This is a genomic window from Pseudomonas jinjuensis, from assembly GCF_900103845.1.
Taxonomy (GTDB): Bacteria; Pseudomonadota; Gammaproteobacteria; order Pseudomonadales; family Pseudomonadaceae; genus Pseudomonas; species Pseudomonas jinjuensis.
Genome location: NZ_FNIJ01000002.1, coordinates 296,894 through 322,659, shown reverse-complemented (window position 1 = coordinate 322,659; position 25,766 = coordinate 296,894). Strand labels below are relative to the sequence as shown.

Here is a 25,766-nt window from a genome sequence, read left to right as displayed (position 1 = left end):
AGGACGCCCCGATGTCCCTCCTTTCCGAATTCCGCGAACGCTATCTGCTGCGCTTCTGGTCGCCGCTGCCAACGCTGGTGGCCCTCGGCGTAGCTTCCGCCTATTACTTCGCCATGACCGGCACCTTCTGGGCGGTGACCGGCGAATTCACCCGCTGGGGCGGCCACGTGCTGTCCTGGTTCGGCGTGCCGACGCAGGAATGGAGTTACTTCAAACTCATCGGCCTGCAGGGCACGCCGCTGGACCGCGTCGACGGCGTGATGATCGTCGGCATGTTCCTCGGCGCGCTGTGCTGCGCGCTCTGGGCCGGCAACGTCAGTCTGCGCTGGCCGACCAGCAAGCGGCGCCTGCTGCAGGGGTTGATCGGCGGCATCATCGCCGGCTTCGGCGCGCGCCTGGCGATGGGCTGCAACCTCGCCGCCTTCTTCACCGGCATTCCGATGTTCTCGGTGCATGCCTGGGCGTTCATGCTGTCGACGGTGATCGGCGCCTGGTTCGGCGTGAAGCTCAGCCTCCTGCCGATGCTGCGCACGCCGCTGAAGATCAGCAGCGGCGCCAGCGCCCTGCCGGACGCCGACAAACTCGCCCGCCGCGCCCGCCTGCAATGGCGCCTGGGCATGGGCGTGCTGGCCGTGGCCGCGCTGTTCGCCGCCTGGCGCTTCGAGGTTTCCCTGGTGCTGGGCATGGCCTGCCTGTTCGGCCTGCTGTTCGGCGGCCTGATCGAGCGCGCGCAGATCTGCTTCACCAGCGCCGCCCGCGACCTCTGGACCACCGGCCGGACCAAGGCGGCCCTCGGCATCCTGCTCGGCATGGCGGCGGCCTGCGTCGGTACCTTCGCCGCGATCCACCAGGGCCTGCCACCGAAGATCTTCTGGATGGGGCCGAACGCGGTGATCGGCGGCGTGCTGTTCGGCATCGGCATCGTCCTCGCCGGCGGCTGCGAGACCGGCTGGATGTACCGTTCGATGGAGGGCCAGGTGCATTTCTGGGTGGTCGGGGTCGGCAACGTCATCGGCGGCACGCTGGTGGCGGCCTACTGGGACCAGCTCGGCACCAGCCTCGCCCTGCCCTATCCCAAACTCAACCTGCTGCAGAGCTTCGGCCCCGCCGGAGGCCTGCTGATCACCTTCGCCGGCCTGGGCATCTGCATGCTGCTGGTCCAGCTCAACGCCAACCGTTTCACCCGCTTCAGGAACACTACCCATGACCGAAAAGAAAGCACCGACACTGTCGCTCGACCTGCGCGGTGAACACTGCCCCTACAACGCCATCGCCACCCTGGAAACCCTGGCGACCATGAAGCCGGGGGAACTGCTGGAGGTGATCACCGACTGCTCGCAGTCGGTGCATGGCATTCCCGAGGACACCACGCGCCATGGCTACCATTGCCTGCCGGTGGAGCACCATGGCGCGCTGTTCCGCTTCCTGATCGAGGTGCCGTTGGCGGGGTAAGACTCTGGGCTTTTTGTAGGAGCAACTGTCTTGGTATCTCAGTGCATTTTGTTCGCGAGCAAGGACTGGGCGTCCCCCTCGGTCCTACGAAGAGCGGGAACGTACCTGTAGGAGCGAGCTTGCTCGCGAATTCTGTGTAGGAGCGGGCCATGCCCGCGACCTGATGCGGCAAGAGCAATTCGCGGGCATGGCCCGCTCCTACAGCCTCCTCCTGTAGCCACCACCGCAGGGCGCATAACGCGCCAGCGTTATCCGCCGAGCCCCGGCACATGGGCTGATCGGCGGATGAGGCGTTCCGCTTCATTCGCCCTACACGAAATGCCATGCACAAAAAAGCCGACCTGTTTGGTCGGCTTTTGCATTGCAGCGATCTTCAGCGGGAGAAATTGCGCTGCAACCGCTGCAGGTCTTCCGGCGTGGTGACCTTGATATTGTCCGCGCGCCCTTCGACCAGACGCGGAGCCTGTCCTGCCCACTCCATGGCCGACGCCTCGTCGGTGATCGCCACGCCCGCCACCAGCGCATCGGCCAGCGCCCGGTGCAGCGCGCCGAGGCGGAACATCTGCGGGGTGTAGGCCAGCCAGACCACGCTGCGGTCGATGGTTTCGCTGACCCGACCGTCGCTGTCGGCGCGCTTCAGGGTATCCCGCGCGGGGACGGCCAGCAGCCCCCCCACCGGATCATCGTCCAGCTCACCGAGCAGATGGTCGAGATCGCTGCGCGACAGATTGGGACGCGCCGCATCGTGGACCAGCACCCAGTCGTCGCTGGCGGCGCCCATTTCGTTCAGGCGAAGCAGGCCGTTGAGTACCGAGTCGGCGCGTTCGCTGCCGCCGTCGACACGGATGATGCGCGGATCGCCGGCGCAGGCCAGGGTCGGCCACCAGGGATCGTCCGGCGCCAGGCAGACGATCAGCCCCTTCAGGCCGGGATGACCGAGGAAGCAATCGAGGGTGCGTTCGAGGATGCTGCGGCCGGCGAGTTCGAGATACTGCTTGGGCCGGTCGGCGCGCATGCGCGAGCCGATGCCCGCGGCGGGTATCACGGCCCAGAAGGCCGGAAAGGAAATGTCGCGGAATTTCATTGGGCCAACTGGAACAGGGTTTCCTTGTCCTTGAGCATGCCGAGTTCGTGGCGGGCACGCTCCTCGACGGTCTCGGTGCCTTTCTTCAGCTCGGCCACTTCGGCTTCGAGGATGCGGTTGCGCTCGAGCAGGCGCTCGTTCTCGCCCTGCTGGTCGGCGATCTGCTTCTGCAGTTCGCGCACCTGCGCCAGGCTGCCGTCGCCGATCCACAGGCGATACTGCAGCCCCGCAAGCAGCAGGCTCAGCACCAGGAACAGCCAGTAGGGACTGCGTAACCTCAAGTCGGGCTCCTAATGAAGAAAAGGGGTGGCTCCTGCCACCCCTTCAACGTACCAGACTAGCCTTAGCCGCGGAATTCCGCGCGACCGCGGTACGGCGCCTTGGCGCCCAGCTGCTCTTCGATGCGCAGCAGCTGGTTGTACTTGGATACGCGGTCGGAACGGCACAGCGAGCCGGTCTTGATCTGGCCGGCGGCGGTGCCTACGGCCAGGTCGGCGATGGTCGAGTCCTCGGTTTCACCGGAACGGTGCGAGATCACCGCGGTGTAGCCGGCGGCCTTGGCCATCTGGATGGCTTCCAGGGTCTCGGTCAGCGAGCCGATCTGGTTGAACTTGATCAGGATCGAGTTGGCGATGCTCTTCTCGATGCCTTCCTTGAGGATCTTGGTGTTGGTGACGAACAGGTCGTCGCCGACCAGCTGCACCTTGGCGCCGATCTTCTCGGTCAGGCCTTTCCAGCCGGCCCAGTCGGACTCGTCCATGCCGTCTTCGATGGAGATGATCGGGTAGCGCTGGGTCAAACCGGCCAGGTAGTCGGCGAAACCGGCGGCGTCGAACACCTTGCCTTCGCCTTCCAGGTCGTACTTGCCGTCCTTGAAGAATTCGCTGGAAGCGCAGTCCAGGGCCAGGGTCACGTCGTCGCCCAGCTTGTAGCCGGCGTTGGCGACGGCTTCGGCGATGGCGGCCAGGGCGTCTTCGTTGGAAGCCAGGTTCGGCGCGAAGCCACCTTCGTCACCCACGGCGGTGTTCAGGCCACGGGCCTTCAGCACGGCTTTCAGGTGATGGAAGATCTCGGCGCCCATGCGCAGGGCGTCGGCGAAGGTCTTGGCGCCGACCGGCTGGACCATGAATTCCTGGATGTCGACGTTGTTGTCGGCATGCTCGCCGCCGTTGATGATGTTCATCATCGGAACCGGCATGGAGTACTGGCCGGGAGTGCCGTTCAGGTCGGCGATGTGCGCGTACAGCGGCACGCCCTTGGCCTGGGCAGCGGCCTTGGCGGCAGCCAGGGACACGGCGAGGATGGCGTTGGCGCCCAGCTTGGCCTTGTTCTCGGTACCGTCGAGTTCGATCATCGCGCGGTCCAGGGCCTTCTGGTCGGCCGCGTCCTTGCCCAGCAGCAGGTCACGGATCGGACCATTGATGTTGCCCACGGCCTTCAGCACGCCCTTGCCCAGGTAACGGCTCTTGTCGCCATCGCGCAGTTCGAGAGCCTCGCGGGAACCGGTGGAAGCACCGGACGGGGCGCAGGCGCTGCCGACGATGCCGTTGTCCAGGATCACGTCCGCTTCAACGGTCGGGTTGCCGCGGGAGTCCAGGACCTCACGGCCCTTGATGTCGACGATCTTTGCCATTCTTGTATGCACTCCAAGGATTGTTAAACGGGGCGAGCTAGAAAATCAGGCAGTCTCGATTGCGGGGAAGCTCTTCACCAGGTCATCCAGCTGCTTGAGCTGGGACAGGAAGGCTTCGAGCTTGTTCAGTCGCAGCGCGCACGGGCCGTCGCACTTGGCGTTTTCCGGGTCCGGATGGGCCTCGAGGAAGAGTCCGGCCAGCCCCTGGCTGAGGCCGGCCTTGGCCAGGTCGGTGACCTGGGCGCGGCGGCCGCCGGCGGAGTCGGCGCGACCGCCCGGCATCTGCAGGGCATGGGTCACGTCGAAGAACAGCGGGTATTCGAACTGTTTCATGATGCCGAAGCCGAGCATGTCCACCACCAGGTTGTTGTAACCGAAGGAGGAACCACGCTCGCAGAGGATCAGGCGGTCGTTGCCGGCTTCCTCGCACTTGCGCAGGATGTGCTGCATTTCCTGCGGGGCGAGGAACTGCGCCTTCTTGATGTTGATCACCGCGTTGGTCCTGGCCATCGCCACGACCAGGTCGGTCTGCCGGGAGAGGAAGGCCGGCAGCTGGATGATGTCGCACACCTCGGCCACCGGGGCGGCCTGGAACGGCTCGTGGACGTCGGTGATGACCGGCACCTTGAAGGTCTTCTTGATCTCCTCGAAGATCTTCAGCCCCTCTTCCATGCCCGGGCCGCGGAACGAGGTGATCGAGGAACGGTTGGCCTTGTCGAAGCTGGCCTTGAACACGTAGGGGATGCCGAGCTTCTCGGTGACCCGCACGTATTCCTCGCAGACCTTCATCGCCAGGTCGCGGGACTCCAGCACGTTCATGCCGCCGAACAGCACGAACGGCAGGTCGTTGCCAATCTCGATATCGCCGACGCGAACGATCTTCTGCACCATGATCAGGCCTTCCCAGCGTAGGTCAGCGCGGCGTTGACGAAGCCGCTGAACAGCGGGTGCCCGTCACGCGGCGTGGAAGTGAATTCCGGGTGGAACTGGCAGGCGACGAACCACGGATGATCCGGGGCCTCGACCACTTCGACCAGGGCGCCGTCGCCGGAACGGCCGGAAACCTTCAGGCCGGCGTCCTGCAGTTGCGGCAGCAGGTTGTTGTTCACTTCGTAGCGGTGGCGGTGGCGCTCGACGATGACGTCCTTGCCATAGCACTGGTGCACCAGGGTATCCGCCAGCAGCTGGCAGTCCTGGGCGCCCAGGCGCATGGTGCCGCCGAGGTCGGAGCTCTCGGTGCGCACTTCGGTGGCGCCGGTGGCGTCCTGCCACTCGGTGATCAGGCCGACCACCGGATGTCCGCTGGACTTGTCGAACTCGGTGGAGTTGGCGTCCTTCCAGCCCAGCACGTTGCGGGCGTACTCGATGACCGCCACCTGCATGCCGAGGCAGATGCCGAGGTAGGGAATCTTGTTCTCGCGGGCGTACTGCACGGCGGTGATCTTGCCTTCCACGCCGCGCAGGCCGAAGCCGCCCGGGACCAGGATGGCGTCGGCGCCGTCGAGCAGGCCGGTGCCCTGCTGCTCGATGTCTTCCGAGTCGATGTAGCGCAGGTTGACCTTGGTGCGGCTCTGGATGCCGGCGTGGGTCATGGCTTCGATCAGCGACTTGTAGGCATCCAGCAGTTCCATGTACTTGCCGACCATGGCGATGGTGACTTCGCGCTCGGGGTTGAGCTTGGCGTCGACCACGCGGTCCCACTCGGACAGATCCGCCGGACGGCATTCCAGGCCGAAGCGCTCGACCACGATGTCATCCACGCCCTGGGCGTGCAGGACGGACGGAATGCGGTAGATGGTGTCGACGTCTTCCAGGGAGATCACCGCGCGCTCTTCCACGTTGGTGAACAGCGCGATCTTGCGGCGCGAGGACACGTCGACCGGATGGTCGGAGCGGCAGACCAGGATGTCCGGCTGCAGGCCGATGGAGCGCAGCTCCTTGACCGAATGCTGGGTCGGCTTGGTCTTGGTCTCGCCGGCGGTGGCGATGTACGGCACCAGGGTCAGGTGCATCAGCATCGCGCGCTTGGCTCCGACTTCCACGCGCAGCTGGCGGATCGCCTCGAGGAAGGGTTGCGACTCGATGTCACCCACGGTGCCGCCGACTTCCACCAGGGCCACGTCGGCATCGCCGGCGCCCTTGATGATGCGACGCTTGATCTCGTCGGTGATGTGCGGGATCACCTGCACGGTGGCGCCGAGGTAGTCGCCACGACGCTCCTTGCGCAGCACGTCCATGTAGACGCGGCCGGTGGTGAAGTTGTTGTTCTGGGTCATGGTGGTACGAACGAAGCGCTCGTAATGGCCCAGGTCGAGGTCAGTCTCGGCGCCGTCGTGGGTGACGAACACTTCACCGTGCTGGAACGGACTCATGGTGCCCGGATCGACGTTGATGTAGGGATCCAGCTTGAGCATCGTGATCTTCAGGCCACGCGCTTCCAGAATGGCAGCCAAGGAAGCCGAGGCGATGCCTTTCCCCAATGAAGAAACAACACCACCCGTGACGAAGATGTAGCGCGTCATGAAAAGCCCTGAATGTCTGCGTTTAGGCGGCTCTGCCGCCGGGGAAGAAGATTGGGCCGGAGCCCGGTTCACGACAAAGGTCGTGATCAATAGCGAACTCCCACTGATTCCGGGGGAATCGGCGGGAGCGGTACAAGACGGGAGCGTAGTCTACCGGAAAGGGCGTTTCAGCTCAAACCCGGGTCATTCGTCGGCGCCTCCCAGAGCAGCGTCCAGGTTGCGTCGGAAACGGAGCGCAGGAATGGCAGCCCGGCGACCGCGAGCAACTCGTCGGATCGCCAGAGCAGCGGCAGGCGGCCGCGCAGGAATACCGGCACGCCGGCCTCGTTGAGCAGGCGCTTGATATCCCGCCGCCCTCTTCCCGGCAGCTCCAGCATTTCGCCGCCGCGCCGGTAGCGCACTTCGAGCGCGCCTTGCGGCGGCTCGCCGGAAAAACGCAACAAGCCATTGCCGGGCAATGCCAGGGGCACGCGCGGGTCCGTCCAGCCCGGCGGATCGGCGGGCGCCCGCAGCCAGTCGCCGGAAAGCCACCAGAGCCGACCCTGCGCGCGGTGCAGCTCGCCAGCGGCGAGACGCCACACCGGCTGCGCATCCCGCGCCGAATCGCGCAACGCGACCCAGCCGTCCCAGTGCGCGCTGTCGGGCATCGCCGTCCAGGGCGCCAGCCAGTTGCGCAGCGCATTGCGCTGGCGCGCCTCGCCGAGCTGGCGCAACGACTCCATGCACAGCGACGGCACGCCCCAGCCGCCATGGCTGGCGCACGCATCGGCGGCAACCAGATCGAGTTGCGCCAGCTCCGCGAGCAGCGCCTCGGACTCGGCCAGGTGCGCCGCGCTGCGGGCGATATTCGCCGATGCCTGCGGCCAGCGCCGGGCGATCACCGGCAGCACTTCCCGACGGAGGTAATTGCGATCGAAGCCGCTGTCGGTATTGGAAGGGTCGTCGATCCAGCTCAGCCCGCGGGACCGGGCGTAGGCTTCCAGCTCCGCCCGCGATACGTCGAGCAGCGGCCGCAGCAAGATTCCACGCCCCAACCGGCGAACAGCGGGAATCCCCGCCAGGCCGCGCACACCGGCGCCACGGAACAGGCGGAACAGCACGGTTTCAGCCTGGTCGTCGCGATGCTGGGCGGTGAGCAGGCATTCGCCGGCCTGCAGGTTGCGGATGAACGCCGCATAGCGCGCATCCCGCGCCGCGCGCTCCAGGCTGGCGCCTTTGCCAACTTCGACATGCTCGACCAGCAAGGGCACGCCGAGGGAGTCGCAGAACCGCTGGCAATGCCCCGGCCAGGCGTCGGCGACAGCCTGCAGGCCGTGGTGCACATGGATGGCGGAGATCGGCGGCAGGCTCTCGCGTCGCGCGAGCCGCGCCAGAAGATGCAGGAGAACGGTGGAATCCAGTCCGCCGGAAAATCCGACACGCCAGGCCGGCGCGGTGCGCCAGGGAGAGAGGGTTTCGAGCAGGCGGGATTCGAGGGACATCGGAGCGGAAGGAAGTCGGTGGGCAGGCAGCAAGAATATACGCTGCCTGCCATCCATGACTCCCGGCGGGATCAGACCATGCCGTAGCTCATCAGGCGGTCGTAGCGGCGGGCCAGCAGTTCGTCGGTGCTGAGCGCCTTCAGCGAGGCGAGCTGGGACTTCAGCGCGTCGCGAATGTTCGCGGCCATCGCTTCCGGAGCGCGGTGGGCACTACCCAGCGGCTCGTCGATGACGGTATCGACGATGCCCAGGTCCTTCAGGCGCTCGGCGGTGATGCCCATCGCCTCGGCCGCTTCCGGGGCCTTCTCGTTGGTGCGCCAGAGGATCGAGGCGCAGCCTTCCGGCGAGATCACCGCGTAGGTGGAGTACTGCAGCATGTTCAGGTTGTCGCAGACGCCGATGGCCAGCGCACCGCCGGAACCGCCTTCGCCGATCACGGTGGAGATGATCGGGGTCTTCAGGCGCGCCATCACCCGCAGGTTCCAGGCGATCGCTTCGCTCTGGCCGCGCTCCTCGGCATCGATGCCCGGGTAGGCGCCGGGGGTGTCGATGAAGGTGAGGATCGGCATCTTGAAGCGCTCGGCCATTTCCATCAGGCGGCAGGCCTTGCGATAGCCTTCCGGACGCGGCATGCCGAAGTTGCGGCGAACCTTCTCGCGCACTTCGCGGCCCTTCTGGTGGCCGATGACCATGACCGGCTGGTCGTCGAAGCGGGCCACGCCGCCGACGATCGCCGGGTCGTCCGAGAAGTGGCGGTCGCCGTGCAGTTCCTCGAACTCGGTGAACAGCAGGTTGATGTAGTCCAGGGTATAGGGACGGCGCGGATGACGGGCGAGCTGGGCGATCTGCCAGCTGGAGAGGTTACCGAAGATGTTCTCGGTGAGCGCCTTGCTCTTCTCCTCGAGACGGGAGATTTCGTCGGTGATGTTCAGAGCGTTGTCGTTGCCGACCAGACGCAGCTCTTCGATCTTGGCTTGCAGGTCGGCGATCGGCTGTTCGAAATCGAGGAAATTCGGGTTCATGGGCTATCCGTCGTGCACTAATGGCGGCTGGGCCTGGTCCGTTCGGCGCCCTACCTTACGGCATCGGGCGCTCAGGGTCGAGGCTGGCGCAAGAGCGGCTTTTCGCCGCCTCCCGCGCTAGCGGTAGTTGAGGAAGACGTTGTCGCGTCCGAACTGGTCACGCAATGCCTGAATCAGCGCATCCGCGGGATCGATCTTCCAGGCGTCGCCGAATTGCAGCAAGGCGCGTGCCTCGTTGCCGGTGTAGTCGACGGTCACCGGGCAACTGCCGCGGTGGCGCGTGCACAGATCGGCCAGCCAGCGCAGGCGATCGCCTTTCAATGCATCGGCATGGACCTTCACCCGCAGGCTCTCGGCCAGGCCGGTGCGCGCCTCCTCCAGGCCCATCACGCGCTTGGCGCGCAGGCGCAGGCCGCCGGAGAAGTCGTCCAGGCTGACCTCGCCCTCGATCACCACCAGCGCATCGGTCTGCAGCAGCGCCTGGTTGGCGGCGAAGGCCTCGGCGAACAGCGAGGCCTCGATGCGTCCGGAGCGGTCGTCGAGGGTGACGAAGCCCATCTTGTCGCCGCGCTTGTTCTTCATCACCCGCAGGTTGACGATCAGGCCGGCCACGGTCTGGGTGTCCCGCGCCGGCTTCAGCTCGACGATGCGCTGGCGGGCGAAGCGCCGCACCTCGCTCTCGTACTCGTCGATCGGGTGGCCGGTGAGGTAGAGGCCGAGGGTGTCCTTCTCCCCTTTCAGGCGCTCCTTGAGGTTCAGCTCCCTGGCCTTGCGATGGTTGGCGTAGACATCGGCCTCGGGCTCGGCGAACAGGCCGCCGAACAGGTCCATGTGCCCGCTGTCGTGGCTGCGCGCGGTCTGCTCGGCCGCCTGGATCGCCTCTTCCATGGCCGCCAGCAGTACCGCGCGATTGCGGTCGACGTTGGCCTGGTAGGCCTTGACCTCCTCATGGAAGTACGGGCCCAGGCGGTCCAGCGCGCCGGAGCGGATCAGCGCATCCAGGGTGCGCTTGTTGATGCGCTTGAGATCGACGCGGTCGCAGAAGTCGAACAGCGTCTTGAACGGTCCGCCCTCGGCACGGCACTCGGTGATGGCTTCCACCGGACCCTCGCCGACGCCCTTGATCGCGCCCAGGCCGTAGACGATCTGGCCATCGTCGTCGACGGTGAAGCGGAACTCGGAGTTGTTCACGTCCGGGGCGAGGATGCGCAGCTTCATGCTGCGGCACTCCTCGATCAGCGTCACCACCTTGTCGGTGTTCTGCATATCCGCGGTGAGTACCGCGGCCATGAAGGGCGCCGGGTAGTGGGTCTTCAGCCAGGCGGTCTGGTAGGAGACCAGGCCGTAGGCGGCCGAGTGCGACTTGTTGAAGCCGTAGCCGGCGAATTTCTCCACCAGGTCGAAGATGTTGCCCGCCAGTTCGCCGTCGATGCCGTTGTTCGCGCAGCCCTCGATGAAGCCGCCGCGCTGCTTGGCCATCTCCTCGGGCTTCTTCTTGCCCATCGCACGGCGCAGCATGTCGGCGCCGCCGAGGGTGTAGCCGGCCATGACCTGGGCGATCTGCATCACCTGTTCCTGGTACAGGATGATGCCGTAGGTGGGCTTGAGCACCGGCTCCAGGCCGGCGTACTGGTAGTCCGGGTGCGGATAGGAAACCTCCGCGCGACCGTGCTTGCGGTTGATGAAGTCGTCCACCATGCCCGACTGCAGCGGGCCGGGACGGAACAGCGCCACCAGTGCGATGAGGTCTTCCAGGCAGTCCGGCTTGAGCTTCTTGATCAGCTCCTTCATGCCGCGGGATTCGAGCTGGAACACCGCGGTGGTTTCCGCCCGCTGCAGCAGGTCGTAGGTCTTCTTGTCGTCCAGCGGGATGCGGTCGATGTCGACGAGGTTCTCTTCGCCGGCCTTGCGCTGGATGCGATGGATGATCTCCATCGCCCACTTGATGATGGTCAGGGTACGCAGGCCGAGGAAGTCGAACTTCACCAGGCCGGCGGCCTCGACGTCGTCCTTGTCGAACTGGGTCACCAGGCCGGCGCCCTCTTCGTCACAGGCGATCGGCGCGAAGTCGGTGAGCTTGGTCGGCGCGATCACCACGCCGCCGGCGTGCTTGCCGGTGCCGCGGGTGATGCCTTCCAGCTTCAGGGCCATGTCCCAGATTTCCTGGGCTTCCTCGTCGGACTTGAGGAAGTCGCGGAGCATTTCCTCCTGCTCGTAGGCCTTGTCCAGGGTCATGCCGACTTCGAAGGGGATCATCTTCGACAGCTTGTCGGCCAGGCCGTAGGACTTGCCCTGCACCCGCGCCACGTCGCGCACCACCGCCTTCGCCGCCATCGAGCCGAAGGTGATGATCTGGCTCACCGCGTTGCGCCCGTAGGCGTCGGCCACGTAGTCGATGACCCGGTCGCGGCCTTCCATGCAGAAGTCGACGTCGAAGTCGGGCATGGAGATCCGTTCGGGGTTGAGGAAGCGTTCGAACAGCAGGTCGTAGGCCAGCGGATCGAGATCGGTGATCTTCAGCACGTAGGCCACCAGCGAGCCGGCGCCCGAGCCCCGGCCGGGGCCCACCGGCACGCCGTTGTTCTTGGCCCACTTGATGAAGTCCATCACGATCAGGAAGTAGCCGGGGAAGCCCATCTGGATGATGGTACCCAGCTCGAACTCCAGGCGGTCGATGTAGATCTGCCGCTTTTCCTCGTAGTCCGGCGTGGTTTCCTTCGGCCAGAGCACGGCCAGGCGCTCTTCCAGGCCCTCGTAGGAGACGTGGCGCAGGTAGTCGTTGATGTCCATCCCTTCGATGGGGATCGGGAAGTTGGGCAGGAAGTACTTGCCCAGTTGCACCTCGATGTTGCAGCGCCGGGCGATCTCGACGGTGTTTTCCAGGGCCTCCGGCAGGTCGCTGAACAGTTCGGCCATTTCCGCCGGCGACTTCAGGTACTGCTGGTCGGAGTAGTTGCGCGAACGGCGCGGATCGTCGAGCGCGCGGCCTTCGCCGATGCACACGCGGGTCTCGTGGGCATCGAAGTCGTCCTGCTTGATGAAGCGCACGTCGTTGGTCGCCACCAGCGGTACGCCGCTGCGTTCGGCCAGCGCGACGGCGGCGTGCACATGCTCCTCGTCGTTGACCCGGCTGGTGCGCTGCACCTCCAGGTAGAAGCGCTCGGGGAACACCGCCTGCCATTCGGCGAGCAGGGCGTCGGCGCGGGCCGGGTCGCCCTCCAGCAGGGCGCGGCCGATCTCTCCTTCCTTGGCGCCGGACAGGGCGATCAGGCCTTCGGCGGCCTCCTTCACCCACTCGCGCTCGATGATGATCTCGCCGTTGCGCTGGCCGTCGCTCCAGCCGCGGGAGATCATTTCGGTGAGATTGCGGTAGCCCCGCGCGTTCATCGCCAGCAGGGTCATGCGGCTGAGCGGACCGTCCTCGTCGGTGCTGGCGAGCCAGATGTCGGCACCGCAGATCGGCTTCACACCGGCGCCCATGGCGGCCTTGTAGAACTTCACCAGCGAGCACATGTTGCTCTGGTCGGTGACCGCCACCGCCGGCATCCCTGCTCCGGCCACGGCCTTGACCAGCGGCTTGACCCGCACCAGACCGTCGACCAGGGAGAACTCGGTGTGCAGACGCAGGTGGACGAAGGATACGGTCATGGGGTTCCTATGCAGGGCGCGAAAACGACAAGGCCCGGATTGTACCGGGCCTGTCCGCAAAGCTACAGGTTGGAGCGCATCGGCGGCGACGCCGGCGCGTGGAGCCGCATCACTTGCGTGAATCCCAGATGCCCGGCTCCAGTTTCTCCAGCACTTCCGGATACTGGGTGGCATCGAAGGTCGGCAGTTTTCCCGCCTTGCGCTGGGCGTTGTAGTCGCGCGCCAGCTTGAAGGCCAGGTTGGACAACAGCAGGATCGCGATCAGGTTGGTGATGGCCATCAGCCCCATGGAAACGTCGGCGAGGTTCCAGACGAACGGCAGCGACGCCATCGCGCCGAACATCACCATGACCAGGACCGCCAGGCGGAAGATCAGCAGGCCGGCCGGGTGGTTGTGTTCGAGGAACACCAGGCAGTTCTCCGCGTAGAAGTAGTTGGCGACGATCGAGGTGAAGGCGAAGAACAGGATGATCACCGCGAGGAAATACTTGCCCCAGTCGCCGACCTGGCTGGTCAGCGCATTCTGCACCAGCATGACGCCCTCGCCCGGCTGGTCGCCGGCAAGCAGGATGATGGCCGCCGACGCGGTGCAGATCAGGATGGTATCGATGAATACCCCGGCCATCTGCACGTAGCCCTGGGACGCCGGGTGCGGCGGGTACGGAGCGGCCGAGGCCGCGGCGTTGGGCGCCGAGCCCATCCCCGCCTCGTTGGAGAACAGGCCGCGCTTGAAGCCGTTGAGGATCGCCGCGCCCATGCCGCCGGCCGCCGCCTCGTGCCAGCCGAAGGCGCTCTGCACGACCAGCGAAAGCACGCCCGGCAGCTCGTCGAGATTGACCAGAATGATGCCGATCGCCATGAGCAGGTAGGCCACCGCCATGAACGGCACGGCCAGCTCGGAGAAACGCGCGATGGAGCGCAGGCCGCCGAAGATGATCAGGGCGGTAAGGATCACCACTGCGATGCCGGCCAGCCAGGTCGGCAGGCCGAAGGCCCCCTGCATGGCGCCGGTGATGGTGTTGGCCTGCACCGAGTTGAAGACGAAACCGAAGGTGAGAATCAGGAACAGCGAGAACAGCACGCCCATCCAGCGCGCGCCGAGGCCCTTCTCCATGTAGTAGGCCGGCCCGCCGCGATACTGCCCCCTGTCGTCACGCACCTTGAACAGTTGCGCCAGGGTCGCCTCGACGAAACCGGTGGCCATCCCCACCAGGGCGATCATCCACATCCAGAACACCGCACCCGGTCCGCCCAGCGAGATGGCCACGGCAACCCCCGCCACGTTGCCGGTGCCGACCCGCGCAGCGAGGGAGGTGCAGAGCGCCTGGAAGGAGGAAATGCCGGATTCGTCGGCGTTGCGGCTGCCCTTCAGCACGCTGAAGGTATGCCCGAAGTGGAGAAACTGGATCAGCCCGAGGCGGACACTGAAGTAGAGACCGCAACCCACCAGCAGCCAGATCAGGATCTTTCCCCAGATCAGCCCGTTGAGAAAGTCGACGGTCAGCGTGGCAGCTTCTTGCATGTGATATCTCCCGTGCCGCAGGTCGCGGCTTGTCCATTCGACGGCCCGTCGGCCGGGATCGGCTTTCCCCTGGGAGTGTAGCCGGCGAAAAGCGGCGGATTTGACGCACGGAAGGAGTGCCCGCCGCGGAACCGGCGGGCGAAAACAGCGCTCAGGCAGTCAGGCGGAAATCAGAGGATCGCGCCGGCGGGCTCCAGCAGCTCGCGCACCGGCGCGAAGGAGCGGCGATGAATCGGCGTCGGCCCCAGGCGCTTCAGCGCTTCGAGGTGCACCGGCGTCGGGTAGCCCTTGTGCCCGCCGATGCCGTAGCCGGGATAGAGCAGCTCCATCTCCTGCATCTCCCGGTCGCGGCTGACCTTGGCCAGGATCGACGCGGCGGCGATCGCCGGCACCTGGCTGTCGCCCTTGACCACCGGCGCGCTGGGCACCTTCAGTTTGGGGCAACGGTTGCCGTCGATCAGCGCCAGCTTCGGCGTGACGCTGAGGCCCTCGACCGCGCGCTGCATCGCCAGCATGGTGGCGTGCAGGATGTTCAGCCGGTCGATTTCATGCACCTCGGCGCGGGCGATGCACCAGGCCAGGGCCTTCTCGCGAATCTCCTCGAACAGCGCCTCGCGGCGCGCCTCGGAAAGCTTCTTGGAGTCGTTCAGCCCCTGGATCGGCCGGGCCGGATCGAGGATCACCGCCGCCGTGACCACCGGCCCGCACAGCGGCCCGCGCCCGACTTCGTCGACACCGGCGACCAGTTCCTCGACCAGGGTGAAATCCAGGCCCATCTGCATCAGCGCTTCTCCAGCAGGTCGAGTACCGCCTCCGCCGCCTGCGCCGAGGCATCCTGGCGCAGCGCCCGGTGGATGGCGTCGAAGGAATCGGTCTGTACGCTGCCATCGTCCAGCAACGGCAGCAGCGTCTGCGCCAGGGCGTCGGCGGTGGCCGCATCCTGGATCAGTTCGGGTACGAGGGCGCGCCCGGCGAGCAGGTTGGGCAGCGAGAAATACGGGCTCCTCACCAGCCGCCGCAGGATGCGGTAGGTGAGCGGCGCCAGTTTGTAGGCGACCACCATCGGCCGCTTGTAGAGCAGCGCCTCGAGGGTAGCGGTGCCGGACGCGATCAGCACCGCATCGCAGGCCGCCAGGGCCTCGTGGGACGCCCCGTCGAGCAATTGCAGCGGCAACTTGCGACCGTCGATCATCTGCTCGACCTGCGCGCGCCGCTCGGGACTGGCGCACGGCAACACGAAACGCAGCTCCGGGCGCCGCTGCAGCAGGCGTTCGGCGCTGTCGAGGAACAGCGCGCCGAGCTTGCCCACTTCGCCGCCGCGGCTGCCCGGCATCAGCGCGACCACCGGGGCCTCCGGGGAAAGGCCGAGCTGCGCGCGCGCGGCGCTCCGGTCCGCCTCGAGGGGAATGGTGTTGGCCAGCGGGTGGCCGACGAAACGCACCGGCACCGAATGCTCTTCGTAGAAGCGCGCCTCGAAGGGGAACAGCGTCAGCATCAGGTCGCAGGCGTCGCGAATCTTCAGCACGCGCTTCTGCCGCCAGGCCCATACCGAAGGGCTGACGTAGTGCACGGTGCGAATGCCGGCGCGGCGCAGCTTCAGCTCGACGCCGAGGTTGAAGTCCGGGGCATCGATGCCGATGAACACGTCGGGACGGGCGTCGATCAGGGTGCGGATCAGGTCCTTGCGGCGGCGCAGCAGCTCGGGCAGGCGGCCAAGCACCTCGACCAGGCCCATCACCGCCAGGCGCTCCATCGGGAAATACGGATCGAGCCCTTCCGCCTGCATGCGCGGGCCGCCGACTCCGATGAAACGAATGTCCGGATGGCGAGCCTTGAGAGCCTGCATCAGGCCGGCGCCGAGGATGTCCCCGGACGCCTCGCCGGCGACCAGGGCGACGAGCAACGGCGCGGCCATGGTCAGCGGGTGATGCCGCGCGTGGCGTTCTGGATGGAATCGCGGAATACGGCGACTTCGGGGAACTCGTCGGCAGCGGCGGCCAGTTCGGCCAGCGCTTCCTCGACGGTCAGCCCCTGGCGATAGACCACCTTGTAGGCGCGGCGCAGCGCCTGGATCGCCTCGGCGCTGAAACCGCGACGGCGCAGGCCCTCGAAGTTCATGCTGCGCGCCTCGGCCGGGTTGCCGAAGACGGTGACGTAGGCCGGCACGTCCTTGCCGATGGCGCTGCCCATGCCGGAGAAGCTGTGCGCGCCGATCCGGCAGAACTGGTGGACCAGGGTGTAGCCGGAAAGGATCGCCCAGTCGTCGACGTGCACGTGGCCGGCCAGCGCGGTGTTGTTGACCAGGATGCAGTGATTGCCGATCACGCTGTCGTGACCGATATGCACGTAGGCCATCAGCAGGTTGTGATCGCCGATGGTGGTCTCGGAACGATCCTGGATGGTCCCGCGGTGGATGGTCACCCCTTCGCGGATCACGTTGTGATCGCCGATGACCAGCCGGGTAGGCTCGCCCTTGTACTTCAGGTCGGGAGTGTCCTCGCCGACGCTGGAGAACTGGAAAATCCGGTTGTGCCTGCCGATCTTCGTGGGGCCCTTGAGCACCACGTGAGGACCGATCACCGTACCTTCTCCGATCTCCACATCCGGGCCGACGATGGACCAGGGACCTACCTGGACGTCGTCAGCCAGCGTTGCGCGGGGGTCGATGATGGCGCGAGGATCGATCAAACTCATAGTTTGCGTTCCGCACAGATGATTTCGGCCGAGCAGACCGGCTTCTCATCGACGGTCGCATGGCAGTCGAACTTCCAGATTCCGCGTTTGACGCTGATGAACTGCGCATGCAGGTTCAACTGGTCGCCCGGCAGCACCGGCTGGCGGAAACGCAGGTTGTCGGAGCCGACGAAGTAGTACAGGGTGCCGTCGGCCGGCTTCACATCGAGCATCTTGAAGCCGAGGATCCCGGCAGCCTGGGCCATGGCCTCGATGATCAGTACACCGGGCATGATCGGGTGCTGCGGGAAATGGCCATTGAAGAACGGCTCATTGATGCTGACATTCTTGTAGGCGCGAATGCGCTTGCCCTCGATGTCCAGCTCCACCACCCGATCCACCAGCAGGAAAGGATAGCGATGAGGCAGGTATTCGCGAATCTCGTTGATGTCCATCATGTTCAGGGGAGCCTGTTCAAAAAAAGGGAACGCCAAAAAATGCGCTGCTCACGCATCTGATGGAGTGTCTCCATCCGAGGTCACGGCAGCCAGGCGTTTTTCCAGCTGCTGCAGACGACGGGCCATGTCATCCAGTTGACGTATGCGCGCGGCGCTTTTCTTCCACTCGGCCGCGGGTTGCATGGCGGTACCGGACGAATAGGAGCCCGGCTCGGTGATCGAGCGGGTCACCATGGTCATGCCGGTAACGAAAACGTTGTCGCAGATTTCGATGTGTCCGACCAGGCCGACGCCGCCGGCCAGCATGCAGTGGCTGCCGATCTTGGCGCTGCCGGAAATCCCGCAGCAGCCGGCCATGGCGGTGTGGTCGCCGATCTGCACGTTGTGCGCGATCATGATCTGGTTGTCGAGCTTGACGCCGTTGCCGACCAGGGTGTCGGAAAGCGCGCCACGGTCGATGGTGGTGTTGGCGCCGATTTCGACGTCGTCGCCGATGCTGACGCCGCCGATCTGCGCGATCTTCTGCCAGACGCCCTTCTCGTTGGCGAAACCGAAGCCCTCGCCGCCAAGCACGGCGCCGGACTGGATGCTCACGCGCTTGCCGATCCTGACGTCGTGGTAGAGGGTCACGCGCGGGGCCAGCCAGCCGCCTTCGCCGATGCTGCTGCGCGCGCCGATGAAGCAGTGGGCGCCGAGCGTGACGCCCGGGCCGATGCTGGCGCCCGCCTCGATCACCACGTAGGGGCCGACGCTGGCGCTCGGATCGACGCTGGCAGAGCTGTCGACTATCGCCGTCGGATGGATTCCGGCCGCGGCCCTGGGCTTGGGATCGAACAGATGGGAAAGGCTGGCGTAGGCCAGATAGGGATTGGCCACCACCAGCGCGTTGCCGGCGTAGCCGTCGGCATCGGCTGCCGTCAGCAGGACGGCGCCCGCCTGGCTGCCGGGAAGGAACTTGCGGTACTGCGGGTTGGCCAGGAAGCTCAGCTGATCCGGCGCCGCATCCTGCAGCGTGGCCAGCCCCCGGATCACCAGGGTTGCATCGCCGCGCAGCTCGGCACCGAGCTGCGCGGCCAGATCGGCCAGGGAAAAGGTAGGCGCGGTCATGATCAACGCAGCTGGTTCATGCGCTCGATGACCTGGCGAGTGATGTCGTACTGCGGCTTCACGTCGACCACTGCACCGCGCTCGAGCACCAGGTCATAACCACCCTTCTTGATGGTTTCCTCGACGGCCTGATCCAGCTTCGGCTTCAGCTTCTTCAGCATCTCGCGGTCGGCGGCGGCCTTGGACTCGTTCAGTTCCTTGGACTGGAACTGGAAGTCACGCGCCTTCTGCTTGAAATCCAGCTCGGCCTTCTCGCGATCGGCCTGGGACATCTTGCTGCCACCGCTGACCAGCTTGTCCTGCAGGGCCTTGGCGTCCTTCTCCAGGTTCTTCAGCTTGTTCAGTTGCGGGCCGAATTTCTTCTCGGCATCCACGGCGTACTGCTTGGCCGCATCGGATTCGAGGAGCGCCATCTGATAGTTGAGCACCGCGATCTTCATGTCGGCGAATGCCGGGGTCGCCATCAAGGCCGCGGTGATCAGAACGAACTGGGTCAACTTACGCACGATGTACTCCTGCAGGAATTAGGACTGTCTTTACGACGAAACGGCCAATAAGCAATCAGAAAGTCTGCCCCAGGGAGAACTGGAAGACCTGGGTCTCGGCATTGTCCGGCTTCTTGATCGGCATGCCGAGGCTGAAGCTCAGCGGGCCGAGGGCGGTAATCCAGGTCAGGCCCACACCCACCGAGCTGGCGAGTTCGCTCATCTTCACCCCGTCGCAGCCCTGGGTGGTGGACAGCGGGCAGTCGCTGTCGAACACGTTACCCACGTCCCAGAACAGCACGGTGCGCAGCTGGCTCTGGTCCTTGACGAACGGCATCGGGAACAGCAGCTCGGCGCCGCCAGTGATCAGGATGTTACCACCGAAGGCTTCGGGATCCTGGTCCGGGTCGGTGAAGCGCCCCTGGGCGTCGGGACCTTCGGGGAAGTTCGGGTCGAGCGGCTGGGTGACCTTGCTCGGCGTACTGCGCGGGCCGAGGGAACTGTCCTTGAAGCCGCGCACGGAGTTCACGCCGCCGGCGAAGTAGTTCTCATAGAACGGCAGGCGCTCGGTGGAACCGTAGGCGTCGCCGTAACCCAGCTCGGTGTGGAAGCGCATGGTGTAGTTGTCGGACAGCGGCGCGAAGATCTGGCCGCGGTAGTCGAGCTTGTAGAACGACAGGTCGCTGCCCGGGATGGTCGTTTCCAGCACCAGGCTCTGCGAATGACCGCGGTTGGCCAGCACGCCCTTGTTCAGGGTCGATTCGGACCAGCCGACGGACGCCTTGAAGTTGGTGAAGCTGTCGCCTTCCTTCTCGATGAAGTCGAAGATCTCGTCAACGGTGAACGAACCGGTGTCGATCTCGTCGCGCTGGGCGGTCAGACCGTAGGTCAGGCGCGACGTCTCGCTGATCGGATAGCCGATGCTCACGCCGGCGCCGAGGCTGTTGACCGAGTAGCTGGAAACGTCGACATCCAGCTCGTCGTAGTCGGTCTCGCGGTAGAAGGCGTTGTAGCCGAGGCTGACGCCATCGACGGTCCAGTAGGGGTCGACGAAGCCGAAGTTGTAGCGGCTCTGGTATTCGCTGCGGGTCAGGCCGAGGCTGACCTTGTTGCCGGTACCGAGGAAGTTGTTCTGGCTGATCGAGCCGCCGAGGATCAGGCCGGCGCTCTGGGCGAAACCGACGCTGGCGGTGATCGAGCCGGACGGCTGCTCTTCCACGCTGTAGTTCACGTCCACCTGGTCGTCAGTGCCGGGCACTGCCGGAGTCTCGACGTTGACCGTCTTGAAGTAGCCGAGGCGCTCGAGGCGGCGCTTGGACTGGTCGATCAGGTAGGTCGACGCCCAGCCGCCCTCCATCTGGCGCATCTCGCGGCGCAGCACTTCGTCTTCGGTCTTGGTGTTGCCGCGGAAGTTGATGCGGTTGACGTAGGCGCGCTTGCCCGGGTCGACCACGTAGGTCACGGTGACGGTCTTGTCTTCCTCGTGGGCTTCCGGCACGCCGTTGACGTTGGCGAAGGTGTAGCCCTCGTTGCCCAGGCGGCGGGTGATCAGGTCGGAGGTGGTGGTCATCACCTTGCGCGAGAACACCTGGCCTTGCTTCACCAGCAGGAGTTTCTTGACCTCTTCCTCCGGAACCTTCAGGTCACCGCTGAGGCGCACGTCGCGAATGCTGTACTTGTCACCTTCGTTGACGTTGACGGTGATGTAGACGTGCTTCTTGTCCGGGGTGATGGACACCTGGGTCGAGGCGATGTCCATGTTGATGTAGCCGCGGTCCAGGTAGTAGGAACGCAGACGCTCCAGGTCGCCGGACAGCTTCTCGCGGGAATACTTGTCGTCGTTCTTGAAGAACGACAGCCAGTTGGTGGTCTTCAGCTCGAACAGGTCGGTGAGTTCCTCTTCGGAGAACACCGTGTTGCCGACCACGTTGACGTGGGCGATGGCGGCGACCGTACCCTCGTTGATGTTGATCTTCAGCGCGACGCGGTTGCGCGGCTGGGGAATGACCTCGGTCTCGATCACCGCGGAATAGCGGCCCTGGGCGACGTACTGGCGCTGCAGCTCGTTGCGCACACCTTCGAGGGTGGCACGCTGGAAGATCTCGCCTTCCGCCAGGCCCGACTGCTTCAGGCCCTTCATCAGGTCGTCCTTGGTGATCGCCTTGTTGCCTTCGATCTCGATGGTGGAGATGGACGGACGCTCGACGACGTTGACGATCAGGACGTTGCCGTCTCGATTGAGCTGGATGTCCTGGAAGAAGCCGGTGCGAAACAGCGAGCGGGTCGCTTCGACCAGGCGGCGGTCGTCGATCTGGTCGCCCACGTTCAGCGGCAGGGCAGCGAACACGCTACCGGCGGATACCCGTTGCAGTCCGTTGACCCGGATATCGGAAATTGTGAAGGACTCGGCGTGAACCTGGGCGATCATCGTCGCGGAAATGGCCGCGGATAACAGAAAGCGTTTCATGGAGTCCTTTTTATTCCATCTGGCAAATAAAGAATCTGCCGCATGAGGCGGCAGATCCGAAATTCAACGGCAAGTTACAGTCGACTCAGATCGTTGACCAAGGCCAACAACATGACCCCCACCACAAGGCTGATGCCGATCTGCATTCCCCAAGCCTGGACCCGCTCGGACAATGGACGGCCACGCGCCCACTCGACCAGGTAGAACAGCAGATGCCCGCCATCTAGAACGGGAATCGGCAACAGGTTGAGAACCCCCAAACTTATACTCAGGTAGGCGAGGAAATGCAGGAACTCCCCTACGCCGGACTGAGCCGAAGCGCCCGCCACTTTAGCAATGGTTATCGGCCCGCTCAAGTTTTTTACCGAGAGCTGCCCGAGCACCATTTTCTTTAGAGAATCAAGAGTTAGCAGACTCATCGACCAGGTTCGGGAGAGTGCCTCCCCCACTGCGGCGACCGGTCCGTAGCTCACTTCGCGAAGCATTTCCGCGGGCCATTCGCCGCCCGCGACACCGGCACCGAGATAACCTGTACGTGCCTTGTCTTCTCCCCTGACACCGAGAGTCAGGGCGATATCGCGCTCTTCGCCACCGCGTCGTACGCTCAGGATCACCCTTTCAGCGGGGCGGGCACGAATCCGGTCGACCACCTGCTGCCAGTCATCCACAGCCTGCCCGTCGACCCGCACCAGCAGGTCGCCTACCGCCAGCCCGGCAGCCTTGGCCGGCCCCTTGTCGTCCAGTTGCGCCACCAGCGGCGGCACCGCGGGCCGCCACGGCTGGATGCCGAGCCCGGCAATGGGATCGGGATTGTCGGCATTCTTCAGCCAGGCGCTGATATGCAGCCGGTATACCTCGGTGACGCTCGAACCGGACTCGCGCACCGTCACCCGCAGTTCGCCGCTTTCACCGAGGCGGCGGACCAGTTGCAGATTGACCGCGCCCCAGCCGTCGACGGGCTCGCCGTCCACCGCCACCAGTTCCTGCCCTGCGGCAAGCCCGGCGACCGCCGCCGGGCTGTCCGGCACGACCGAGCCGATCACCGGCCTGATCTGCTGGCTGCCGAGCATCGCCAGAACCCAGAAGAACAGGATCGCCAGCAGGAAGTTGGCGACCGGCCCGGCCGCCACTATGGCGATCCGCTGCAATACGCTCTTGCGGTTGAATGCCTGTTCGAGCAGCTCCGGCGGTACGTCGCCCTCGCGCTCGTCGAGCATCTTCACGTAGCCGCCCAGGGGGATGGCGGCGACCACGAACTCGGTGCCATGCCGGTCGTACCAGCGCACCAGCGGCGTGCCGAAGCCTACCGAGAAGCGCAGGACTTTCACCCCGCAACGGCGGGCGACCCAGAAATGGCCGAACTCGTGGAAGGTGACCAGGACGCCCAGGGCAACCAGCAGCCCGACGACCATGTATAGCGCGCTCATCGCTACCTCCGGATTAACGCCCGCGTTGGCGCAACCATTCCTGCGCCGCACCGCGTGCCCGCTGGTCCGCTGCCAGCACGGCTTCGAGTGTTTCGACCGAAGCGGCGGGCTCGCGGTTCAACACCTCCTCGATGATAACCGCGATCTCGGTGAAGCGAATCCGCCGCTCGAGAAATGCCGCAACCGCCACTTCATTGGCCGCGTTCAGCATGGCCGGCACGCTGCCCCGCGCTTCCGCCGCCTCGCGCGCCAGGCGCAGGCAGGGGAAACGCTGCTCGTCGGGTTCCTGGAAATCGAGACGGGCGACGCTGAACAGATCGAGAGGCGAAACGCCCGAGTCGATCCGCTGCGGCCAGGCCAGGGCGTGGGCGATGGGGGTGCGCATGTCCGGATTGCCCAACTGCGCCAGCACCGAGCCGTCCACGTAGTCGACCAGCGAATGGATCACGCTCTGCGGATGGATCACCACCTGGACCTGCGCCGGCTGGGCGTCGAACAGCCAGCAGGCCTCGATCAGCTCGAGCCCCTTGTTCATCATGCTGGCCGAGTCGACGGAGATCTTCCGCCCCATCGACCAGTTCGGATGGGCGCAGGCCTGCTCGGGCGACACCCGCTCCAGCTCCTCCAGCGGCGTCTGGCGGAACGGACCGCCGGAAGCGGTCAGCAGGATTCGGCGCACGCCCACGGCGGACAACCCCCGCGCGTAGTCGGAAGGCAGGCACTGGAAGATCGCATTGTGCTCGCTGTCGATCGGCAGCAGCACCGCGCCGCTGGCCCTGACCGCATCCATGAACAGCGCCCCGGACATCACCAGGGCTTCCTTGTTGGCCAGCAGGACGCGCTTGCCGGCCTGCACCGCCGCCAGGGTCGGCTTGAGGCCGGCCGCGCCGACGATCGCCGCCATCACCACGTCGACATCGGGATGCCCGGCGACTTCGCAGAGCCCGGCTTCGCCGGCCAGGACACGGGTATCCAGCCCCATCCCCTGCAGCACGCCCTGCAGGTGGCGCGCCGCATCCTCGCCGGGAACCACGGCGAAACGCGGCCGATGACGCACGCACAGGGCTTCGAGATCGGCCAGACGGGAAAAACCGCTCAGCGCGAAGACCCGGTAGCGATCCGGATGACGCGCCAGCACATCCAGAGTGCTGAGGCCGATGGAACCGGTGGCGCCCAGCACGCAGACCTGTTGCACATTGCTCATGGCGTCCCCCAGCCGGTGGCCCAGAGCAGGACGGTGAAGACCGGAATCGCCGCGGTCAGGCTGTCGATGCGATCGAGCACCCCGCCGTGGCCGGGCAGCAGGTTGCTGCTGTCCTTGAGGCCGGCCTGGCGCTTGAACATGCTTTCGGTCAGGTCGCCGACCACCGACAGGGCGACCACCAGCGCCGCGCAGGGCAGCGCCAGGAGCAGACCGCGCACGCTCCAGTTGAAATAGATGGCGACGCCGAAGGTGATCGCCAGGCTCAGCGCAAGACCGCCATAGAAGCCTTCCCAGCTCTTGCCGGGGCTGACGCGCGGCGCCAGCTTGCGCTTGCCGAAGGCCTTGCCGGAGAAATAGGCGCCGATGTCGGCCGCCCAGACCAGCACCATCACCGCCACGATCAGCCAGTTGTCCAGGTGCCACTGCTTGAGCACCACCAGCCCCTGCCAGGCCGGAACCAGCACCAGCAGGCCGATCGCCAGGCGCCGCCAGCGGCCGCCCCAGAAATAGCTGCTGTCCGGGTAGGTCAGCACCATCACCGTGGCCAGCAGCCACCAGAACAGCGCGAGCAGCAGCACCGCACCCGCCAGTTGCGGCAGCAGGGCGCACACCAGCATCAGCAGGCAGACCACGCCGGCGTAGGCGCAGCGCTCGACCTGCCGGCCATAGCCGGACAGATGGGCCCACTCCCAGGCGCCCAGCGCCACCACCAAGCCGATGAACAGCTTGAACGCCGCACCGTCGAGCAGGAAGAAACCACCGAGGGCGATGGGCAGCAGCACCAGCGCCGTGATGACTCGTTGTTTCAGCATGAAGTACGCGCCTCGGCCTCGACCTGTTCGCTGGTCTTGCCGAAGCGACGCTGGCGTGAGGCATAGTCGGCCAGGGCTTCGCGCATCGCGGCGCGCTTGAAGTCCGGCCAGTACAGATCGGAGAAGTACAACTCGGCGTAGGCCAGCTGCCAGAGCAGGAAGTTGCTGATGCGACGCTCGCCGCCCGTGCGGATGCACAGGTCGGGCGGCGGCAGGTCGCCGGTGACCAGGTTGCGCTGGAGCAGCTCGGGGGTGATCTGCTCCGGCGTCAGGCGCCCGGCCTGGACTTCGCGCGCAAGATGCCGGGCGGACTGGGTGATGTCCCACTGGCCGCCGTAGTTCGCCGCCACCTGGAGCAGGAAGCGCGTGCCGCCCGCCGTCAGGTTCTCGGCCTCGACCATCGCTGCCTGCAGCTCCGGATGGAAGCGCGCGCGATCGCCGATCACGCGCAGGCGGATGCCGTTCTCGCTGAGCTTGCGGACCTCGCGGCGCAGGGCCATGAGGAACAGCTCCATCAGCGCGCCGACCTCGTCGGCCGGGCGCTGCCAGTTCTCGCTGGAAAACGCGAAAATCGTCAGCACCTCGACGCCCGCCTCGACGCAGGTCTTGATCACCGAGCGAACCGCGCTCACCCCGGCCTTGTGCCCGGCAACGCCCGGCATCAGGCGCTTCTTCGCCCAGCGGTTGTTGCCGTCCATGATGATCGCCACGTGACGGGGCACGGCCACAGGCATCGCTTGCTTGGTCTTGTCCATGACGTAGGCCCGGC

22 protein-coding genes are annotated in these 25,766 nt (G+C 65.7%); 2 read left to right on the top strand and 20 right to left on the bottom strand.

Going from position 1 to position 25,766, the window contains the following annotated elements; all coding sequences use genetic code 11:
- The first annotated feature begins 11 nt into the window (after window positions 1–11).
- On the top strand, window positions 12–1,250 hold the full coding sequence (gene yedE, locus BLR75_RS03900; RefSeq protein WP_084310053.1) for a selenium metabolism membrane protein YedE/FdhT: 1,239 nt from the start codon (window positions 12–14) through the stop codon (window positions 1,248–1,250).
- Window positions 1,204–1,452 (top strand): sulfurtransferase-like selenium metabolism protein YedF, encoded by a 249-nt coding sequence (gene yedF, locus BLR75_RS03895; protein ID WP_084310052.1) that lies wholly within the window; start codon window positions 1,204–1,206, stop codon window positions 1,450–1,452. The genes yedE and yedF overlap by 47 nt, the downstream gene beginning before the upstream one ends.
- Window positions 1,453–1,825: 373 nt before the next feature.
- Here the strand turns inward: yedF and ispD are convergent, their stop codons facing one another.
- The 20 genes from ispD to uppS all read right to left on the bottom strand — a co-directional run bounded on the left by ispD (window position 1,826) and on the right by uppS (window position 25,752).
- Window positions 1,826–2,536, bottom strand: coding sequence for a 2-C-methyl-D-erythritol 4-phosphate cytidylyltransferase (ispD, locus tag BLR75_RS03890; RefSeq protein ID WP_084310051.1), 711 nt, complete (start codon window positions 2,534–2,536; stop codon window positions 1,826–1,828).
- A complete protein-coding gene (gene ftsB, locus BLR75_RS03885; protein ID WP_084310050.1) occupies window positions 2,533–2,817 on the bottom strand; it encodes a cell division protein FtsB in 285 nt (94 codons plus the stop codon). The genes ispD and ftsB overlap by 4 nt, the downstream gene beginning before the upstream one ends.
- A gap of 62 nt (window positions 2,818–2,879) precedes the next feature.
- A complete protein-coding gene (gene eno, locus BLR75_RS03880; RefSeq protein WP_084310049.1) occupies window positions 2,880–4,169 on the bottom strand; it encodes a phosphopyruvate hydratase in 1,290 nt (429 codons plus the stop codon).
- Between the two features lie 45 nt (window positions 4,170–4,214).
- Window positions 4,215–5,060: a 3-deoxy-8-phosphooctulonate synthase gene (gene kdsA / locus BLR75_RS03875; RefSeq protein WP_084310048.1), complete on the bottom strand. Its 846-nt coding sequence runs from the start codon at window positions 5,058–5,060 to the stop codon at window positions 4,215–4,217.
- A 2-nt stretch (window positions 5,061–5,062) separates the two neighbouring features.
- The gene (locus BLR75_RS03870) at window positions 5,063–6,691 is read right to left on the bottom strand and encodes a CTP synthase (protein WP_084310047.1); all 1,629 of its coding nucleotides are present in this window, start codon (window positions 6,689–6,691) and stop codon (window positions 5,063–5,065) included.
- A 167-nt stretch (window positions 6,692–6,858) separates the two neighbouring features.
- Window positions 6,859–8,172, bottom strand: a complete 1,314-nt coding sequence (gene tilS, locus BLR75_RS03865) for a tRNA lysidine(34) synthetase TilS (RefSeq protein WP_084310046.1) — start codon at window positions 8,170–8,172, stop codon at window positions 6,859–6,861.
- 71 nt (window positions 8,173–8,243) lie between these two features.
- Complete coding sequence (accA, locus tag BLR75_RS03860; RefSeq protein ID WP_084310045.1) at window positions 8,244–9,194, bottom strand: acetyl-CoA carboxylase carboxyl transferase subunit alpha; 951 nt, start codon at window positions 9,192–9,194, stop codon at window positions 8,244–8,246.
- A gap of 117 nt (window positions 9,195–9,311) precedes the next feature.
- Entirely contained in the window at window positions 9,312–12,842 is a 3,531-nt protein-coding gene (dnaE, locus tag BLR75_RS03855; protein ID WP_084310044.1) for a DNA polymerase III subunit alpha, read from the bottom strand.
- A 109-nt stretch (window positions 12,843–12,951) separates the two neighbouring features.
- Window positions 12,952–14,364, bottom strand: coding sequence for an alanine/glycine:cation symporter family protein (locus BLR75_RS03850; protein ID WP_084310043.1), 1,413 nt, complete (start codon window positions 14,362–14,364; stop codon window positions 12,952–12,954).
- A 170-nt stretch (window positions 14,365–14,534) separates the two neighbouring features.
- Entirely contained in the window at window positions 14,535–15,146 is a 612-nt protein-coding gene (gene rnhB, locus BLR75_RS03845; protein ID WP_084310042.1) for a ribonuclease HII, read from the bottom strand.
- Window positions 15,146–16,279: a lipid-A-disaccharide synthase gene (lpxB, locus tag BLR75_RS03840; protein ID WP_084310041.1), complete on the bottom strand. Its 1,134-nt coding sequence runs from the start codon at window positions 16,277–16,279 to the stop codon at window positions 15,146–15,148. The genes rnhB and lpxB overlap by 1 nt, the downstream gene beginning before the upstream one ends.
- Window positions 16,280–16,281: 2 nt before the next feature.
- Complete coding sequence (gene lpxA / locus BLR75_RS03835) at window positions 16,282–17,058, bottom strand: acyl-ACP--UDP-N-acetylglucosamine O-acyltransferase (protein WP_084310040.1); 777 nt, start codon at window positions 17,056–17,058, stop codon at window positions 16,282–16,284.
- Window positions 17,055–17,495 (bottom strand): 3-hydroxyacyl-ACP dehydratase FabZ, encoded by a 441-nt coding sequence (fabZ, locus tag BLR75_RS03830; RefSeq protein WP_084310039.1) that lies wholly within the window; start codon window positions 17,493–17,495, stop codon window positions 17,055–17,057. Before fabZ ends, lpxA begins: the two co-directional genes overlap by 4 nt.
- 48 nt (window positions 17,496–17,543) lie before the next feature.
- Window positions 17,544–18,602, bottom strand: a complete 1,059-nt coding sequence (gene lpxD / locus BLR75_RS03825; RefSeq protein WP_084310038.1) for a UDP-3-O-(3-hydroxymyristoyl)glucosamine N-acyltransferase — start codon at window positions 18,600–18,602, stop codon at window positions 17,544–17,546.
- A 2-nt stretch (window positions 18,603–18,604) separates the two neighbouring features.
- Window positions 18,605–19,108, bottom strand: coding sequence for an OmpH/Skp family outer membrane protein (locus BLR75_RS03820; protein ID WP_084310037.1), 504 nt, complete (start codon window positions 19,106–19,108; stop codon window positions 18,605–18,607).
- 55 nt (window positions 19,109–19,163) lie between these two features.
- The gene (gene bamA / locus BLR75_RS03815; protein ID WP_084310036.1) at window positions 19,164–21,554 is read right to left on the bottom strand and encodes an outer membrane protein assembly factor BamA; all 2,391 of its coding nucleotides are present in this window, start codon (window positions 21,552–21,554) and stop codon (window positions 19,164–19,166) included.
- A gap of 74 nt (window positions 21,555–21,628) precedes the next feature.
- Window positions 21,629–22,981: an RIP metalloprotease RseP gene (gene rseP, locus BLR75_RS03810; protein ID WP_084310035.1), complete on the bottom strand. Its 1,353-nt coding sequence runs from the start codon at window positions 22,979–22,981 to the stop codon at window positions 21,629–21,631.
- 13 nt (window positions 22,982–22,994) lie between these two features.
- Window positions 22,995–24,185, bottom strand: coding sequence for a 1-deoxy-D-xylulose-5-phosphate reductoisomerase (ispC, locus tag BLR75_RS03805; protein WP_084310034.1), 1,191 nt, complete (start codon window positions 24,183–24,185; stop codon window positions 22,995–22,997).
- A complete protein-coding gene (locus tag BLR75_RS03800; protein WP_084310033.1) occupies window positions 24,182–24,997 on the bottom strand; it encodes a phosphatidate cytidylyltransferase in 816 nt (271 codons plus the stop codon). The genes ispC and BLR75_RS03800 overlap by 4 nt, the downstream gene beginning before the upstream one ends.
- A complete protein-coding gene (gene uppS / locus BLR75_RS03795) occupies window positions 24,991–25,752 on the bottom strand; it encodes a polyprenyl diphosphate synthase (protein ID WP_084310032.1) in 762 nt (253 codons plus the stop codon). The genes BLR75_RS03800 and uppS overlap by 7 nt, the downstream gene beginning before the upstream one ends.
- Window positions 25,753–25,766: the final 14 nt, after the last annotated feature.

Bases quoted from the DNA above. Each gene is read 5' to 3' on its own strand.
- rseP (WP_084310035.1), bottom strand. From the start codon at position 22,981: ATGAGCGCGCTATACATGGTCGTCGGGCTGCTGGTTGCCCTGGGCGTC.
- lpxD (WP_084310038.1), bottom strand. From the start codon at position 18,602: ATGACCGCGCCTACCTTTTCCCTGGCCGATCTGGCCGCGCAGCTCGGT.
- rnhB (WP_084310042.1), bottom strand. From the start codon at position 15,146: ATGCAGATGGGCCTGGATTTCACCCTGGTCGAGGAACTGGTCGCCGGT.
- uppS (WP_084310032.1), bottom strand. From the start codon at position 25,752: ATGGACAAGACCAAGCAAGCGATGCCTGTGGCCGTGCCCCGTCACGTG.
- tilS (WP_084310046.1), bottom strand. From the start codon at position 8,172: ATGTCCCTCGAATCCCGCCTGCTCGAAACCCTCTCTCCCTGGCGCACC.
- BLR75_RS03870 (WP_084310047.1), bottom strand. From the start codon at position 6,691: ATGACGCGCTACATCTTCGTCACGGGTGGTGTTGTTTCTTCATTGGGG.
- ispC (WP_084310034.1), bottom strand. From the start codon at position 24,185: ATGAGCAATGTGCAACAGGTCTGCGTGCTGGGCGCCACCGGTTCCATC.
- fabZ (WP_084310039.1), bottom strand. From the start codon at position 17,495: ATGATGGACATCAACGAGATTCGCGAATACCTGCCTCATCGCTATCCT.
- bamA (WP_084310036.1), bottom strand. From the start codon at position 21,554: ATGAAACGCTTTCTGTTATCCGCGGCCATTTCCGCGACGATGATCGCC.
- accA (WP_084310045.1), bottom strand. From the start codon at position 9,194: ATGAACCCGAATTTCCTCGATTTCGAACAGCCGATCGCCGACCTGCAA.
- eno (WP_084310049.1), bottom strand. From the start codon at position 4,169: ATGGCAAAGATCGTCGACATCAAGGGCCGTGAGGTCCTGGACTCCCGC.
- lpxA (WP_084310040.1), bottom strand. From the start codon at position 17,058: ATGAGTTTGATCGATCCTCGCGCCATCATCGACCCCCGCGCAACGCTG.
- kdsA (WP_084310048.1), bottom strand. From the start codon at position 5,060: ATGGTGCAGAAGATCGTTCGCGTCGGCGATATCGAGATTGGCAACGAC.
- lpxB (WP_084310041.1), bottom strand. From the start codon at position 16,279: ATGGCCGCGCCGTTGCTCGTCGCCCTGGTCGCCGGCGAGGCGTCCGGG.
- yedE (WP_084310053.1), top strand. From the start codon at position 12: ATGTCCCTCCTTTCCGAATTCCGCGAACGCTATCTGCTGCGCTTCTGG.
- dnaE (WP_084310044.1), bottom strand. From the start codon at position 12,842: ATGACCGTATCCTTCGTCCACCTGCGTCTGCACACCGAGTTCTCCCTG.
- yedF (WP_084310052.1), top strand. From the start codon at position 1,204: ATGACCGAAAAGAAAGCACCGACACTGTCGCTCGACCTGCGCGGTGAA.
- BLR75_RS03850 (WP_084310043.1), bottom strand. From the start codon at position 14,364: ATGCAAGAAGCTGCCACGCTGACCGTCGACTTTCTCAACGGGCTGATC.
- ispD (WP_084310051.1), bottom strand. From the start codon at position 2,536: ATGAAATTCCGCGACATTTCCTTTCCGGCCTTCTGGGCCGTGATACCC.
- BLR75_RS03800 (WP_084310033.1), bottom strand. From the start codon at position 24,997: ATGCTGAAACAACGAGTCATCACGGCGCTGGTGCTGCTGCCCATCGCC.